15 protein-coding genes are annotated in these 15,429 nt (G+C 72.2%); 8 read left to right on the top strand and 7 right to left on the bottom strand.

The window, feature by feature from the left end; translation table 11 throughout:
• Positions 1 to 33: 33 nt before the first annotated feature.
• The 4 genes from ACO1BR_RS21420 to ACO1BR_RS21405 form a co-directional block, all read right to left on the bottom strand.
• Positions 34 to 771, bottom strand: coding sequence for a polysaccharide deacetylase family protein (locus tag ACO1BR_RS21420; protein ID WP_426796684.1), 738 nt, complete (start codon positions 769 to 771; stop codon positions 34 to 36).
• A complete protein-coding gene (locus ACO1BR_RS21415; RefSeq protein WP_426796683.1) occupies positions 768 to 2,114 on the bottom strand; it encodes a glycosyltransferase in 1,347 nt (448 codons plus the stop codon). Before ACO1BR_RS21415 ends, ACO1BR_RS21420 begins: the two co-directional genes overlap by 4 nt.
• Positions 2,115 to 2,235: 121 nt before the next feature.
• Entirely contained in the window at positions 2,236 to 3,144 is a 909-nt protein-coding gene (locus tag ACO1BR_RS21410) for a M48 family metalloprotease (protein ID WP_426796682.1), read from the bottom strand.
• On the bottom strand, positions 3,141 to 3,566 hold the full coding sequence (locus ACO1BR_RS21405; RefSeq protein ID WP_426796681.1) for a BlaI/MecI/CopY family transcriptional regulator: 426 nt from the start codon (positions 3,564 to 3,566) through the stop codon (positions 3,141 to 3,143). The genes ACO1BR_RS21410 and ACO1BR_RS21405 overlap by 4 nt, the downstream gene beginning before the upstream one ends.
• A gap of 684 nt (positions 3,567 to 4,250) precedes the next feature.
• Here ACO1BR_RS21405 and ACO1BR_RS21400 point away from each other — a divergent pair.
• Complete coding sequence (locus ACO1BR_RS21400) at positions 4,251 to 5,372, top strand: acyltransferase family protein (protein WP_426796680.1); 1,122 nt, start codon at positions 4,251 to 4,253, stop codon at positions 5,370 to 5,372.
• A 364-nt stretch (positions 5,373 to 5,736) separates the two neighbouring features.
• Here ACO1BR_RS21400 and ACO1BR_RS21395 read toward each other — a convergent pair whose 3' ends face one another.
• Positions 5,737 to 6,855 carry an MFS transporter gene (locus ACO1BR_RS21395; protein ID WP_426796786.1) on the bottom strand — a complete coding sequence of 373 codons (1,119 nt, stop codon included), beginning with the start codon at positions 6,853 to 6,855 and terminating at the stop codon, positions 5,737 to 5,739.
• A gap of 205 nt (positions 6,856 to 7,060) precedes the next feature.
• Here ACO1BR_RS21395 and ACO1BR_RS21390 point away from each other — a divergent pair, with 205 nt between their 5' ends.
• The 3 genes from ACO1BR_RS21390 (at position 7,061) to ACO1BR_RS21380 (ending at position 9,452) form a co-directional block, all read left to right on the top strand.
• The gene (locus tag ACO1BR_RS21390) at positions 7,061 to 7,936 is read left to right on the top strand and encodes a helix-turn-helix domain-containing protein (protein WP_426796679.1); all 876 of its coding nucleotides are present in this window, start codon (positions 7,061 to 7,063) and stop codon (positions 7,934 to 7,936) included.
• 47 nt (positions 7,937 to 7,983) lie between these two features.
• Positions 7,984 to 8,259: a hypothetical protein gene (locus tag ACO1BR_RS21385; protein ID WP_426796678.1), complete on the top strand. Its 276-nt coding sequence runs from the start codon at positions 7,984 to 7,986 to the stop codon at positions 8,257 to 8,259.
• A gap of 233 nt (positions 8,260 to 8,492) precedes the next feature.
• On the top strand, positions 8,493 to 9,452 hold the full coding sequence (locus tag ACO1BR_RS21380; protein WP_426796785.1) for an MBL fold metallo-hydrolase: 960 nt from the start codon (positions 8,493 to 8,495) through the stop codon (positions 9,450 to 9,452).
• 109 nt (positions 9,453 to 9,561) lie between these two features.
• On the opposite strand, the gene ACO1BR_RS21375 is transcribed toward ACO1BR_RS21380, so the two are convergent.
• Positions 9,562 to 10,749, bottom strand: a complete 1,188-nt coding sequence (locus ACO1BR_RS21375) for an FAD-dependent oxidoreductase (protein WP_426796784.1) — start codon at positions 10,747 to 10,749, stop codon at positions 9,562 to 9,564.
• Positions 10,750 to 10,906: 157 nt separating this feature from the next.
• Complete coding sequence (locus ACO1BR_RS21370; protein WP_426796677.1) at positions 10,907 to 12,235, bottom strand: serine hydrolase domain-containing protein; 1,329 nt, start codon at positions 12,233 to 12,235, stop codon at positions 10,907 to 10,909.
• Positions 12,236 to 12,670: 435 nt separating this feature from the next.
• On the opposite strand from ACO1BR_RS21370, the gene ACO1BR_RS21365 reads away from it, so the two are divergent.
• From ACO1BR_RS21365 to ACO1BR_RS21350, 4 genes are all read left to right on the top strand, one after another.
• Positions 12,671 to 13,042 (top strand): hypothetical protein, encoded by a 372-nt coding sequence (locus tag ACO1BR_RS21365; RefSeq protein WP_426796676.1) that lies wholly within the window; start codon positions 12,671 to 12,673, stop codon positions 13,040 to 13,042.
• Positions 13,043 to 13,177: 135 nt separating this feature from the next.
• Positions 13,178 to 13,792, top strand: coding sequence for a GNAT family N-acetyltransferase (locus ACO1BR_RS21360; protein ID WP_426796675.1), 615 nt, complete (start codon positions 13,178 to 13,180; stop codon positions 13,790 to 13,792).
• Positions 13,793 to 13,960: 168 nt separating this feature from the next.
• Positions 13,961 to 14,368, top strand: coding sequence for a nuclear transport factor 2 family protein (locus ACO1BR_RS21355; RefSeq protein ID WP_426796674.1), 408 nt, complete (start codon positions 13,961 to 13,963; stop codon positions 14,366 to 14,368).
• Positions 14,369 to 14,569: 201 nt separating this feature from the next.
• The gene (locus ACO1BR_RS21350) at positions 14,570 to 15,286 is read left to right on the top strand and encodes a hypothetical protein (RefSeq protein WP_426796673.1); all 717 of its coding nucleotides are present in this window, start codon (positions 14,570 to 14,572) and stop codon (positions 15,284 to 15,286) included.
• The last annotated feature ends 143 nt before the right edge of the window (positions 15,287 to 15,429 follow it).

Here is a 15,429-nt window from a genome sequence, read left to right as displayed (position 1 = left end):
GCCGCCGCACTCCGCGCCGGACGTCCCAAACTACTACGGCGCGTAGCAGCGGACCTGGTGGTCCCGCAGCGGACCGACCTCCAGACCGCGCTCGCGGCAGGTGTCCAGCAGGCGGGGGAGCGCGCCCAGGGTGTTGCGCCAGGATCCGGTGGCGGAGGTGGCATCGCTGTCGTGCAGCAGGATCGTGCCCCCGCTGCCGAGGTCCCGTACGACGGTGTCGTAGACGCTGCGCGGCGTCGCCCGCGCCCGCCAGTCCTCGCCCCAGGCGGTCCACAGCACCGGGCGCAGACCGAGCCGCCGGCAGGCCAGATACGTACCGCTCGTCATCACCCCGTACGGGGGCCGGAACAGCCGGGGCCGGCTGCCGGTGATGTCGGCCACCGCGTCATGGGCGCGCGCGAGATCGTCGTACGTGGAGAGCGGCCCCCGCAGGAGCAGCATCCGGTGGGACCAGCCGTGCACGGCGATCTCATGCCCGGCGGCGGCCATCTCCTTGACCAGCCCCGGTGAGCGGACGGCCATCGAGCCGGTCAGGAAGAAGGTCGCCCGGATGTCCCGGACGTCCAGCAGCCGCAGGAAGCGCGGGGTGGACAGCCGGTCCGGGCCGTCGTCGAAGGTCAGCGCCACGTGCCCGGGCCGGCCCTGCCCCGACAGCCGGGGCATCAGCCGCTTCCGCAGCGGTCCGAAGGTGGAGATCACCGGGGCGCCGTGCAGCGCGGCGAGCACGGGCACCGCGGCCCCGGCGCGCAGCAGGGTGCGGGCGGCCGTCATATCCGGTCCTCCTCCAGGAAGTGGGTCAGCGCGGCGAAGCGGGTGGGGGAGTCGCGGTACGCCTCGGCGAGCGGGGCGCCGATGCCCAGGGTGACGGTGGTGGCGACCGCCGCCGCCATGGCCGCGACACTGCGCCGACCGAGCCGCAGTCCCCTGCGCCGTACCGGCCCACGCCGCCGTACGCGCCCGGTGGCGGCCCGGTCCGCGACCTCGGCGATCGCCTGCACCGGGCCGTGCGCGGACCCGAACAGCGCCAGCCCCCGCTCCCGCTGCCGGCGCCCGAGACGGCCGTCCAGCAGCTCGGTCAGCACCGGCTCCAGCCGGTCCGCGTCCTTGATCCACACCGCCAGTCCGGCCGCGTCCAGCGCCGACGCGTTGGTCTGGCCGTGGCCGGGGATGCAGCGATAGCTCGCGACCGGCAGCCCGGCGGCGAACGCCTCCAGCGAGCTGAGCCCGCCCGCGTTCTGGACGAGGACGTCCGCGGCGGACATCAGCCCCGGCATGTCCGCCACCCAGCCGAACACATGGGCAACCCCGGCCGCGCGCAGCCGGTCGGCCAGCGCCTCGTTGTGCCCGCACACCACCACCGGCACCGCCGCACCGCTCGCGGCGATCTCGCCGACCACCTGCTCCACCGGGCCCACGCCCCACGACCCCGCGACCAGCAGCGCCAGCGGCACCTCCGCGGGCAGCCCGAAGCGCGCGCGAGCCGCCCGCCTGCCCTCCTCGGTGGCCGGGGTGAAGCGGCGGGCGGCCACCGGTCCGCCGACCGTCACACCCGCGGCACCGAGGGCCCGGGCCTGCCCGGCGGGGATCGGGTGCACGGCGAGGTGGGCGTCGACGCCCCGCGCCACCCACAGCGCATGGACCGAGAAGTCGGTGAGATACGTGACGACGGGCACGGACAACCGGCCGCGCAGCCGCAGCGCGCCCAGCACCTGGCTGGCGCCCGGATAGGTGGAGACCACCGCGCAGGTGTCGGCGCTGACCGCGCGCAGGGTGCGCCGCTCGGCGCTGCGCAGGAGTGCCCGGATCGCGCCACCCGGGCGCTTGTTGTGCTCGGTGGCCGCGTAGAGGCGCTGGTAGCCGGACGGGGCGCAGGCCAGCAGCCGGCGGTAGGAGCCGGACAGCAGCCTGCCCAGGCGGGCCGGGAGCAGGTCGAGGAAGTCGACCCGGTCGACGCGGAACCCGTCCGCCTCAAGCCGCCGGGACAGCTCGTCGGCGGCGCCGTCGTGACCGGCGCCCACGCTCGCCGAGATGATCAGGACGCGCCGGGCGGTACGGCGCCGGCCGCGCTCCCAGGCACCAGCGCACTCGCCCGCAGAGTGGTCACGGTAGGGCACAGCGGCTCAGCTCCTTGAGGGCAGGGGCGGGACACGCTGGTCGCGTCGGCCTCACCCGCCAGAAGCTACTACATGATGTAGAACTTGGGGAGCGGCAGGTGGAACGCGCCGCTCGGCCCCCTTACAGCATGAGCGCCCGCCCCAGCGAGTGCACGAAATCGGTGGTGGCATCCGCGGCCCCGATGGCCGGGAGCAGCGCCGAGGCAAGCACCGCGACGGCCAGCAGCCGGGCCTGCGGCAGCGGTTCGGCCTGGAGCGCCGCGATGCGCTGGGTGATCGCCAACTGAGAGAGGTGGAACGACCTGTACGGCGCGGGAGCGCGGTGCGCGAGCAGCGCCGCCCGGGCTACCGCGCGCGCCGTGCTCGCGCGCCCCGCGCCCTCCGCGGCCGCCGCCTCGTCCGCCCACCGCTCCAACAGGAACGCGACCGTCTCGCGCAGCGGTACCAGTAGCGGATTGACCGCCGCGGCGAGGTCCGCCACCACCTGGAACCGCGCGTGCCGGTACCGGAGATGGGCCCGCTCGTGTGCGAGCAGCACCCGCCGCTCCGTCGCGTCCAGCCCCGCCAGCATCGCCGACGTCACCACGATCCGGCCGGGCGCACCCGCCGTACCGGGCAGCGCGAACGCCTGCGGCACCGTGGACGCCACCACGATCAGTTCGCCGTCCGTGGCATGCCCCGCCCGCAGCCGCCGCAGCATCCGCCCCGTGGCGCGGTGCTTGCGGACGACGCCCGCGACCCGCCAGGCGCCGACCGCGATCGCGGCAAGCGCCAGCACCGCGATGACCGCCGGCACCGGATCGGGGATGTGCACCCGGCGCTCCTGGGCCTCGGCCACCACCGGCGGGGCGTCGTCCAGCAGCGTGCCGCCCAGCAGGAGCAGCGCCCACGTCGAGGTCGCCGCCGTCACTCCCACGGTGATGACCAGCGCCCGCGCCGCGTACGCGGGGGCGAGCAGCCGGCTCACCGCCGGGCCGGCCACCATCAGCAGCGCGGCGAGCACCAGCGGGACATAGACGTCGACCTTCATGCGTCCGGGCCTTCGCCGAGCAGGTCCCGCAGCGCCCGCTCCTCGTCCGGGCCGAGCCCGGTGACGAAGTGCTGCAGCGCGGCGACGCGGTCGGGGCCGCGGTCCAGGGCCTGGTGCATCACCTCGGCCGTCAGCTGCGCCGCGTCCTTGGCGGGGCGGTACGCGCCGCGCCGCCCGTCGGCATCGCGGACGACCAGCCCTTTGTCATAGAGCCGCTTGAGGATGGTGTGCACTGTGTTGTAGGCGAGCCCGCCGATCGCCGCCTGGATCTCGGTGGGGGTCAGTGCCCGCTCGGTCGCCCACAGCGAGGCGAGGACCTCGCTCTCCAGCTCACCGGGGCTGCGGCGCCTGCCGTCACCGCGGAGCCCGCCGTGGCGCAGGTGGCCGTCAGGGGGGTCGTCGGGGGAGTTGCTGCCACTCATGGCGATCACCTTACGGCGTGTAGGGTCGGCGGACGACGGGCGCGGTACGGTGCCGGTTCCCCTCCGCGCCTCGTTCGCCGGCGCGGGTGCCGCGAGGCTGGTGCATCGACGTCCACGCCCTCGGTCAAACTCCTTGAAAACGCGACGAGTTATCGTGACGTGGATCACTCGTCCCGTGGAATTCCTCGTTCGCCCCCTCGCGTATCCGTCGCTCATCTCCCGTTCATCCCTCGCGTATTGTGCGTGAAGTCACCGCAGCTCCAGGGCTCTTGGGCGGTCCGCCGGCGGCTCGTGGTCCGGATGGCGCAGCATAAAATTCCGGGAGTGCGGGAAGGTTGCGGTGGACGGAAGTGCAAGTAAAGTTCCGACGGCGGTCGGTGGGCCGGAAGTCCGGCCACTCGTATCCGTATTGGCCGGAATTGGCCCGTGCTATACCCCATCGGGTGAAAGGTGATTTACGGGACACCTTGCACTGGCCATGCATCAAAGCTTTGCGATCATTTCAATCAAACTTGCCTTCCCTGTTTCATGAGTGAGATGGGATGGGTCTAGTCGACGCACCTACCAACTGTGAGGAACCGCGGGATGCCCTTCGCTGTGCCTGGATCTTTGGCCCCACCAGAGAAGGGACAGCGACAATCAAGACTCTATGTCCTTGACGGACTGCGCCTTGTGGCGGCACTCATGGTCCTGGGTTATCACTACATCACCCTGCGTGATGGTTGGGGTAATGATCCGCATGCGTTCTCGCCGACTCTGTACCACGCCGCGGAGTTCGGGTGGCTGGGTGTAGAAGTCTTCTTCCTCATCAGCGGATTCGTCATCTGCATGAGCGCCTGGGGCCGTTCCCTCGGCGACTTCGTGAAATCCCGGGTCTCCCGCCTCTACCCCGCCTATTGGGTCGGAGTTCTGCTGACCGCGGCCGTCCTCATGATCTGGCCGCACGTCCGCCGTGCGGACAACCTGGAAACGGTCCTGACGAACCTCAGCATGCTCCAGCAGGGCGTGGGCGTTTCCGACATCGACGACGTCTACTGGTCGCTCTTCCTTGAGCTGAAGTTCTACCTGCTCTTCGCGATCGTCGTATACCGCGGTGTCACCTACCGCCGGTGCGTACTGTTCTGCGGCCTGTGGACGGTCGCCGGAGTCGTCGCCCTCAAGGCCAACAGCAACTTCCTCTCCGTCTGGGCCATCGCCCCGTACTCGCCGTACTTCATCTCCGGCATCGCCTTCTATCTGATGTACCGCTACAAGCCCACCCTGCTGCTGTGGGCCATCGTCGCGGTCGAATTCCTGCTGGCCCAGCACTATGTACGCGGCCGGCTCATCATGAACGTCGGCGCCAAGGCGAGCGTGGCGCACGGCTGGCCGGCGCGCCTCGGCGTGATACTGGCCTTCGCCATCATGGCCGCCATCGCCCTCGGGGTATTCGACAAGGTGCAGTGGCGCTGGCTCGTGACCGCCGGTTCGCTGACCTATCCGCTGTACCTGCTGCACATGTACATCGGCTTCACCCTCATCGACATCCTGCGCAACCACGTCCCCGCCCCCGTGCTGCTGCTCGGCCTTATCGCCTTCATGCTGCTGCTCTCCTGGGGGGTGCACCGGCTGGTGGAACGCCCGCTCGGCAGGTGGCTGCGCAACGGCATCCAAAAGGGCCTGCAGGAAATGCGCCGCAACTCCAAGAGCCAAGCCGCATCCGAATACGCCTCTCCCACGAGCCAGGCCACCGGCAACCACCTCGCCGACGGCGGCACACGTGCCTCCGAGGACCATCGCGTGGGCTCGCAACGGCCCGCGCGCTGACGCGCACGTCAGCTGATCCGTGACGGCGCCGGGCCCGTAGGGAATTCGCTCCCCACGGGCCCGGCGCCGCCGTTATGGCGCAACCACCGGCTCGGCGGGCGCAGCCGCGGCCGCACCCTCAACTGCCGCGCTTCACACGCCCCGAACCGTCAATGCGGCACAGCCCGGCAACGGCTTCGCTGAGGCGGGAGACCATCTCCACAGGGGTTCCCGCCGTGGTGCGGTCCGGTCCGGAGGAACGGAACACCACGGAATTCCGGACAACCCGCAGGGATTTCTCGGGGCGCTCCCCGGTGGACCGCTCGCCGACCGGCAGGCCGCGCCGCGCAGATGCCGGCGAGGGGCGATCGGTGGGGACAGGGTGTCAGCCATCCCCTCGCGGCTCGACGAGCGTGCCGGCGATGCACCAGGCGACCGCGCACAGTGCGATCAGCGGCGTCAGCGCCGTCCGCAGTGTGGTGGCGTCGGCGAGGGCGCCGATGGCGGGGGAGGCCAGTCCTCCCACACTGACGGCGAGGCCCAGCGTGACCCCGCTCGCGGTGCCCATCCGGCCGGGCAGGTAGTCCTGGCCGAGCGTGACCTGCAGGGAGAACGGAACGTAAAGGGCGGCCGCCGTCAGGGCGGTGAAGACGTAGAGGGCCGGACCGGGGACGAACACCAGGCCGGCGACGGCCGGGACGCCGGCGCCGTAGGCGATGCGCAGGATGCGGACGCGTCCCCAGCGGGCCGCCAGCCGGCCACCCAGGACCGTACCGACCGCACCCCCGGCGAACAGGGTGAACAGCGCGGCCGAACCCGCCGCGGAGCCGCCGGGCACGCGTTGCTCGGCATACAGCGCGATAAAGGCGCTCAGTCCCACGAAGACGATCGACCGGCAGACGATGACGGCCGACAACCGCAGGAACACGGGCCAGTCGTCGCGGCCGGTACGGCCTCCGGCGGACCGCTCAACGGCCGCGCGCCGGGCCAGGTTCCGGATGACGGACGTGGTGAGCAGCACCCCGGCGACCGCCGGCGCCACCAGCCACCACGACGCGGTCAGCCCGCCGGCGGACAGCACCGGGGCGACGACCACGGGCGCCAGCGCGAAGCCGATGTTGCCGCCGAGGGAGTACCAGCCCATCGCCACATCGCTGCCCCGGCTGGCCAGCCGCGCCAGCCGCGCGGACTCCGGGTGGTAGGCGGCGACACCGATCCCCGAGAGCGCCACCGCCAGCCAGGTCAGTGCGTACGAGTCGCCGGTCCCGGACAGTGCGATGCCCAGTCCCGCGCCGAGGGAACTCGCCGGAATCAGCCAGGGCATCGTCCACCGGTCGGTCAGCGCGCCGAACAGCGGCTGAACGATCGACGACAGCAACGTCGCGGCCAGCACGATGCCGGAGGCCGCGACATACCCGTAGTGCCGCTGAGCCACGAGGAACGGCACCAGCGTGGGCACCGCGCCCTGGTAGAAGTCCACCGTCGCATGGCCGACGGCCATCATCGCGATCGGACGGGAGCGCCGCCGCCCGGGGGACGGTCGGTCTGCGTCGCCGGTCGACCGCGGGGTCCGGTCGCCGGTCGCCGTGCCCTGCACAGCGCCGGACGGCTCGCTCGTCTTGCTCGTCGTGTTGCCGGTCGTATCGCTGGTCATGTCCACGATCCTCGGTGCGCCGGGCCGTGGCAGGCTTCCGATAAATTGCCAGGTCATGCCGAAGACCCGCCACGCCGACGATGGCACGTCCCGTCGTACCCGGACGCCCGGCCCCCTCGAAGCCCGGCCCCATCTCCCGACGGTCACCCGCTTCCTGGCCCCCGGCAGCGGGGTTTCCGCGCACCGTCACGACGTCCACCAGGTCGTCTACGCGGGCCGCGGGGTGCTGTCGGTGACCACCGAGGCCGGCAGCTGGGTCGCCCCGGCCACCCGAGCGATCTGGATCCCGGCCGGCATCCGCCACGAACACCGCGCCTACGGCCCGACCGTCCTGCACGGCGTCGGCCTTCCGGTCCACACCAACCCGCTGCACCTGGACCACCCGGCGGTGCTCGCCGTCGGCCCGCTCCTCCGCGAACTCCTCATCGCGTACAGCGACCCCGCCGCCGACCCCGGAGCCCCCGCCTCCCGGCGTCTGCTGGCGGTACTCGTCGACCGGCTCCGGCAGGCGCCCCAGCAGCCGCTGCACCTGCCCACCGCCACCGACCCGCGCCTGGCCGCCGTCTGCGCGATCTTCCGCAACGACCCCGCAGACCCCCGCCCGCTCGCCGCGCTGGGCGCCGAAGCCGGCGCGAGCGCCCGCACCCTCACCCGCCTCTTCCATGCCGAGATGGGGATGACCTTCCCCCAGTGGCGCACCCAACTCCGCCTGCATCACGCGCTGTTGCTGCTCGCCGACGACGTGCCCGTCACCGCGGTCGCGCACCGCTGCGGATGGTCCTCGGCCAGCGCCTTCATCGACGTCTTCCGCCGGGCGTTCGGGCACACGCCGGGACAGCGCCGGGCGCGGACCGCGGTCGGGCGCGGGGACGGCGGGGCAGCCGCGGAACAGGCGGCGGGCGGCGGCCCGGGCGAGCCGTTGTCGCCGTAGGACGGTCGCTGATTGCGGGCGGCGTGCGGTGCGGGCACCCTTGCGTCATGTCGTACGTAAGACTCGAAGCCTGGGTCGGCGGAGAGTGGCTGGAAGTGAGCGCCGTGAGCGTCACCGTGGAGGAGTCCGCGCTGACCCTCTCCTTCGAGCACCAGCGGACCGAGTCCGGGTACTGGGGCCTCATCTGGGAGCCGCTGGAAGCCTTCCTCAGGGAGTACCGCGACGAGCCGGTCGTCGTGGTGCCGCTGGGCCGCAATCTGCCGGTGATGTTCGCTCCGGGGTCCGCGGGACCCTTCCGGCTGGCGGAGGTGCCGGACGACTGAGCCGGACGACGGAACCAGGGACTTGCCGGACGCCGGAGCCGGGCGCGCCCATGACGTGGGCGGGTGAGCGGATGTGCTCCGGCGGGTTGGTGGTTGGCATGGCCGCGTCACTTCTTGCTCTCCCGCCTCCGTGAGAGGCGCATGCGACGAAAGAAACAAGATCTGACGCCCCTTCCGCTTCCGACCGGTACCGGGGGAATCTCGTTCTCGTGACCGAGGAAGCCAAGAACGCTATGAGGAGGGGGCACTCCGTGGACGACACACGCCTCACCGACCCCGCAGCCGCCGACTGGTACGTGGACGACCGCTGCAACAACTGCGATGTGGCCCGACAACTCGCCCCGGGGCTGATCGGAGAGGTCGGCGGGCGGTCCGAGATCCTGCGCCAGCCGGTGGGGGAGGCGGAGGAACGGCAGCTGCACGCGGCGGCGTTCGCCTGCCATTCGCGGTCGATCCGCCGCCCGTCCCGTCGACTCGACGCCGACCGGGATCCCTTCCCCATGCCTCTCGAAGGCGCGGACGGAACCGGCGCCCCGGACCCGGGTGCCTCCGCCGGCGCGGTCCATCTCTGCGGGCACAACTCCCCGCACACCGCGGCAGCCAACTCCTTCCTCCTGCGCCGGCCCTCCGGAACCCAGATGATGGTCGACACGCCTCGCTGGAGCGAGGAACTGGCCACCCGCTACGAACGGCTCGGGCCGGTCAGCGACGTCCTGCTCACCCACCAGGACCACGCGGCGCACGGCCGCCGCTACGCCGACCGCTTCGGCGCCCGGCTGTGGATCCACGAGGGCGACCTGGCGGCGGCACCCGACGCCGACCGTGTGCTGCGCGGCACCGAGCTGGTGGAGATCGCCGAAGGGGTGCTCGCCCATCCGCTCCCCGGCCACACCAGGGGCAGCGTGCTGTACGTCGCGGATGACCGCTACTGCTTCAGCGGGGACAGCTTCTACTGGTCGCGGGCGACCGAGGACATCGAGGTGGCGGAGAGCGTCACCTGGTACTCGATCACCGAGCTGGCCGCGTCGCTGGCCCGTACCGTCGACCGGCTGCGCTTCGAGTGGCTGCTCGCCGGGCACGGCGGCCGCAAGCACCTGCCCGCCTCCCAAATGGCCGAGCGCATGCGCCGGTTGACGGCCCGGGTGCGCGAGATGACGCCCCGGCCGGTCGACTTCACCGCGGTGCGCTGGTGAGCGGCGACCGGGCGGGTGCGGCGGACTCGGGAGGACGGGGAGAACGGGCCCAGAGGAGCCCGCACCGCCCGCCGCGCCGTACGCTTCGCCGTGCGTTTCGCCGGACAACTCACCGGACGGACGCCGCCGGGGGCCGTTCGCGCACCGCGCCGTAGGCGAGGAAGTAGGCCGGCAGGCGGTTCAACCACCGTGAGGTGGCGAGCAGTTCGGCCGCCCGCTTCGCCCGCCGGGGGTTGCCGAAGGGCGGATCCCCCGCCAACACGGGTTCGATGACCCGGGCATGGGCGAACCGCTGCAACCCCTGCGTCAGGACCGCGGTCGGCCACCGGCGGCGCTGGATGCCGCGTACGTCGCGCAGGCCGACCGTGCCCGTGCGCAGCGGCCCGACGAGATGCCGGGCGGCGGCCACCGCGTCCTCGACCGCGAGGTTGATGCCGATACCGAAGACCGGCGACATGGCGTGTGCCGCGTCGCCGATGCACAGCAGCCCCGGGCGGTGCCAGCGCCGCAGGCGGTCGAGCCGTACGTCGAGCAGTTTCACCTCGTCCCAGGAGGCCAGTGCGCGTACCCGGTCCGCGAGCCAGGGGGCGGCGACCGCGTAGTTGACCATGAACGGCTCCAGGCCGGCCGCGCGGCGCTCGGCGTCCGTGCCCTTGGGGATCAGCGCGGCGCACTGCCAGTAGTCGCCGCGATCGATCATGGCGGCGAGAAGGCGGTCGCCGACGCCGCCCACCAGCCCGTGCGGATCGCCGTCGCGCCGCGGCAACCGGAACCACCAGGCGTCCATCGGGCAGGCGAAGCTGCGCAGTCCGAGTTCCGGCAGCGACCGGGCGAGCGAGCCCCGACCGTCGCAGGCCACTGTGAGAGTGGCCCGCAGCTCGCCCGTCCGGCCGTCGGACGTGCGGTAGCGCACCCCGGCCACCCGCCCGCGCTCGGTCAGGAACGACGTCGCCTCGGTGCTCATCCGTACGGAGAAGGACGGCTCCCGCCGCGCCTCGTCCACCAGCAGATCGAGCAGGTCCCACTGCGGCACCATCGCGATGTACCGGAACCTGCCCGGCAGCACCGACATGTCCCCGACCGTGACCAGCGAGCCGTCCGTGCCGAGCGGCAGCTGAACGGTCGTCACCCGCCGCTGTGGCAGCCGGCCGAACCGCTCGCTCAGCCCCAGCTCGTCCAGCAGCGCCAGGGTGGAGGGGTGCACGGTGTCGCCGCGGAAGTCGCGCAGGAAGTCCCCGTGTTTCTCCAGTACCGTCACCGCCACACCCGCCCGCGCCAGCAGCAGCGCGAGCACCATTCCGGCGGGCCCGCCGCCCACCACACAGCATGTGGTCCGCTCCGTCACGACCGCTCCCTTCAGCGAGGTCCGGACATCCGCCGCACACCCGGGCGGCCACGCGCCGAGCCCCACCCGCGGCCCAGCGCGTAGATGCACGGATATCCGTATATCCCCCTCAGTGTCGCCGCCGTGCCGCCGCCGTGTCGCGGTCCGCCGCGGCCGCGCGACCGCCGTGTCGCCGATCCGGTGCGGTCGTACGGGCCGTGTCAGGTCCCCCTTCGGCGCGTACGGCGCACAGGGCATGGTCGACGAGGCCGGTGACGCCCCGGATCTGGCGGGCGGCGGTGTCCTGGTCCCCGGGGCGGCTGTGCACCGAGACGGTGACGGTGGCGCGCCCGTCGGGCGTGGTGGCGGGCCACACCAGGTAGCCGTATCCGTCGCCGCTGTGGCCCCAGTATCCGCCCCCGCAGGACAGTGGTGTCCATTCGAGGCCGAGCCCGTAGCGGGTGCCCGGGGGAGTGCCGTGGCCGACCGGTTCCTCGACAGTGTGCTGCATCTCGGCGAGTTGGGCGGTCGCCAGCAACTCGCCGTGCAGCAGCGCCCGGAAGAACGTGTTGGTGTCCGCCGTCGTGCTGATCAGCGACCCGTCGGCGTCGCCGTCGAAGGGGAGGTAGGCGATCGTGGTGTCGGTCAGCGGGCCGTGCGGTGCGAACTGCTGGTAGTCGGAGGCGTGCGGGCCCGGCAGGAACGGCCGGTCACCGGGCGCGCGGGTGTGGGTGAGCCGGAGCGGGCGCAGGATTCTGCCGCGGACCTCGTCCTCCCAGGAGCGACCGGTGACCGCCTTGATCACCATGCCGGCGAGGACGTAGTTGGTGTTGGAGTACTGCCAGCGCGCACCGGGCTCGAAGGCCGGCGGATGCTGCATGGCGAGCGCGACGCGCTGTGCGGAGGTGTGGGCCGTCCAGCGGTTCCGGTGGTACTCGGCGGCGCTGGGGTGCGGTGCGACCTCGCCGATGTAGTCGGGCAGTCCGCTGGTGTGCTGGAGGAGTCGGCGCAGGGTGATGCGGCGCCCGTCGTTGCCGTGCCCGCGAACCACGCCCGGCAGCCACCTGTCCACCGTGTCGTCGAGCGACAGCCACCCCTCGCCCGCGAGTTGGAGCAGTACGGTCGCCACGAAGGTCTTGGTGGTGCTGCCGATCCGGACGGAGCCGTTCAGGGGCACCGGACGCGCGGTGCCGAGATGGGCGGTTCCGCTGCGGGCGGTGCGCACCCCGCGGGGGGTGTCCAGCCGGACGGAGACGCCGGTGACCCCGGCGCGGTGCAGTGCGTCGGCGTCCCGCTGGAGCCCGGCGGGCCGCAGGGCCGGCGTTGCCGCCTCCGGCCGTGCGGGGAAGAGCGCCGACAGCAGCGCGGCGGTGACGAGGACCACGGACGTGCGGCGGGCGATGCGCCACCGGGTGAGCGGCCGGCTCACGGCGGGGAATGTCGGCTTGGCTGTCGGCATGGCACAACCGTAGGAAGGGGCGGGCCGGTTGGGCCATGCTGCCAGCCGGAGGGCCGGGGGTCGGGTTGTCCCCCGCTGTGGCGCGGCAGCCGCCACGCGGGTGCTCCGGTCCTCCGCGCCTGCCGGGCCGTCCGGAGGAGGCGCCGGAGGGAGGCCAGCCGGTCCTCCTCGTCAGTGCCGGGCCGAGCGGCGGACCCGTACCGGTCGAAGTCCGGCACCCCGGGAGGGAACGCACCTCGCGTTTTCACACTCTTCTCCTGTGCCACGACCGGGATCCGCCCCCACGCAACTCGCGAAGGGGCGCTTCAGGTCCGGGAGTCGTGCAGACCGCATCATCGACCAAACGGGAGGACAGCGATGACGCATCGCGTAACGGGACGAGTCGGAAGCCGCAGAATCGGGCGCCAGGGTGCTCGGTTCGCCGCGGTGGGCGCCATGGGCGTGGCCGCGGCCGTGCTGGCGGTCACGCCGGCGTTCGCCAAGGGGAGCGCGACGATCAGCGTGTCGCCGAGCACCGTGAAGCTGGGGCAGAGCGTGCACGTCAAGGGGCAGGCCGACAGCGACGCGGTGATGTACGGGAAGTTCTGCGCTCAGGACCGTGTCGGAACGCACGGTGCATGGCACACCGTCAAGTGCGGTTCCATCGTGGAGATCGGTGCCGCCGAGGCCAAGGTCGACGCGAAGATCAAGACCACCCACCGCGGCGTACTCCAGGTCCGCGGCGTTCTCTACGGCCTCGACGGCCCGCACGGCGGTCACCCGTACGCGGACATCACCACGGACGTCCGTACGGTCCACGTACGCTGACGCTTCATCACCCTGCCGCCGTGCGTTCCGCTGGGTGAACGGCCGTCGGCAGAACTGACATCGGGGTGCCCATCCGGGAATCGGGGATGGGCACCCCATCGCATTACGGGACCGTTCCGACCGTGGAAGGTGACGATGTACGCGATATCCCTGGGGGGCGACGGCGCGCAGCTGTGCCCGCTGGAGCCGTGGCAGGCCGAGGAGTTCCTGGCCCATATGGACCGTGGACGGGAGTTCATCGGGCAGTACGTCGGGCTCCCCGACGTCGTCACCGATCCGGCGTCGAGCCGGGCGTACCTCCAGGGGTACGCGGACAAGGCCGCGGCCGACACCGGGCGGATCTGCGGGATCCGGTGGGACGGCGAGCTGGTGGGTGCGGTCATCCTCCGGACGATGGACGTCGCGCAGGGCACCGCCGAGGCGGGCTGCTGGCTGGAACCGTCGGCGGTGGGCAGGGGCCTGGTGACCCGCGCCGCGCGGGTCGTCATCGACTGGGCCGTCGAGGAGCGGGGCATCCACCGCGTGGAGTGGTGGGCCTCGACGGCGAACGCGCCCAGCATCGCCGTGGCCGGGCGGCTCGGGATGACGAGGGAGGGCGTGCTGCGGGAGAGCTTCCGGTACCGGGGCAAGCTGCACGACATGGAGATCTGGGCGGTGCTCGCGCCCGAGTGGCGGGCGAACAGGCCGTCCACGTGCGGGGGATACCGCCCGCCGGGCGCGTTTCCTGCGCTGAAGAACGGGACGGCTTGAGGCTCCGCGGCTGCCTGCCGCTTCGGGAGATACGGCCGGTATCGATCAGCTATTGATCAGGGTTCGTGATGACTGGGTGTGCGGAATGCGTCTTGGTGCGTGCCGGGCGGGCGGCTTGACTGGGGGTCGTCGGGCGGAAGGGCCGCCCGGATCGAGGGAGGGAACCTCATGAACAGCACCGCAGCCAAGGACGTCGTCCGCCGCTACTTCGCCGCGCTGGCGGCCGGTGAGCAGGACGTGATCCGGGACTCCTGGGCGGAGGACGGCAGTTGCTGGTACGGCGGGGACCTGCCGATCTCCGGCACCTGGGAGGGACGGGACCAGGTCATCAACGGGTTCCTGGCCACCGCGTTCGCCCACCTCGACCCCGAACGGGAGGTCGGTGTGCGGGTCACCAACATCTTCGGCGAGGGGGAGCAGGTGCTGGTGGAGTGGGACTCCTGGGCGACCGGCAAGACCGGCAGGCCGTACCAGCAGAAGAACACCGGGATCTTCACCGTCCGCGACGGCAGGATCGTCAGCATGCGCGAGTACGCGGACACCCAGCACTGGGAGCGGGCGCTGGTCACCGGCTGACCGCCGTGGCGCGGCGGGAGGCGGGCGGCAGACGAGGCGGCGGGGGCCGGGTGCGCGAGCGGCCGCGGAGTGCGCTCACGGCGGTGGTCGTGACGGGGCCTCCCCGCCCCGTGCCGGAGACGTCGACGAAGGACGGCACGGGGTGCCCCACCCGTAGGATCGCTCGGTGATCATCGAGAACTACGGGGAGAGTTAGCAGGAATGAACAGGACATGGGGGGCTGTGGCGGGAGCCGTGGCGATCGGCCTGCTCGTTGCGGGATGCGGCTCCGACGGCGGTGACGGGAAGAAGGGCGCAGGGGAGGGCGGCGGAAAGGCCGCCGCCGGTGCGTCCCTGCCGACGGCGGCGAAACTCGACGCGGATTCGGGGGCGCGCTATCGGCAGGTCAACGTCCCGTCGCTGGACGGCATGACGTGTGACAAGGGCGACGGGGGCTTTCAGTTCGGCAGCGACCGGGCCATGAGCGTCCCGCCGGTCGACGGCCTTACGGCGACCAGGGGGGACACCGGGGACGACAAGGTCTCCTGCTTCGCGCCGCAGCGCATCGTGCTCAGCAAGGGCGCGATGCGTGTGACCGCGCCCAACCTCACCACCCGCACGAGTCTGTACGCGAAGGTCGCGGACCCCGTCGCCGCTCTGGACAAGGTCTTCGAGCGCGCCACGGGGCTGGCGAAGGGCTACGGCAGGATGCCGGTCGGTAAGCCCGAGAGCTTCACCACCGCCAGTCTGGTGCTCAAGTGCCAGCAGAACGTGTCCGACACGATCCCCATGACCACGTGCCTCTGGGCGAACTACGGCGCGATCGGCGTGGTCGACCTCTTTCCGCCGGCCGGCCGGCACGTACCGCTCGACGAAGCGGCGGCGCAGACCTACACGTTCGCGCGGGGCGTGCTCGCGGTGAGCGGCACCACCTCCTGAGACGGGGAACGGCGGGACCTCGTGTGGAGCGACCGCGCGAGGGTCCCGCCGCTCGATCGGGTTCGGGGCGCTCGTCTTCGCCCCCGCACGGGGCCGGGTGCGCCCCTGGTCTACTCGGCGAACGGTGGCCCGTCCACCCTCCC

The organism is Streptomyces sp. YGL11-2, assembly GCF_050054615.1.
Classification (GTDB): Bacteria; Actinomycetota; Actinomycetes; order Streptomycetales; family Streptomycetaceae; genus Streptomyces.
Note: the sequence above shows the minus strand (reverse complement) of the source record. Positions and strands in the feature narration are given on the sequence as shown.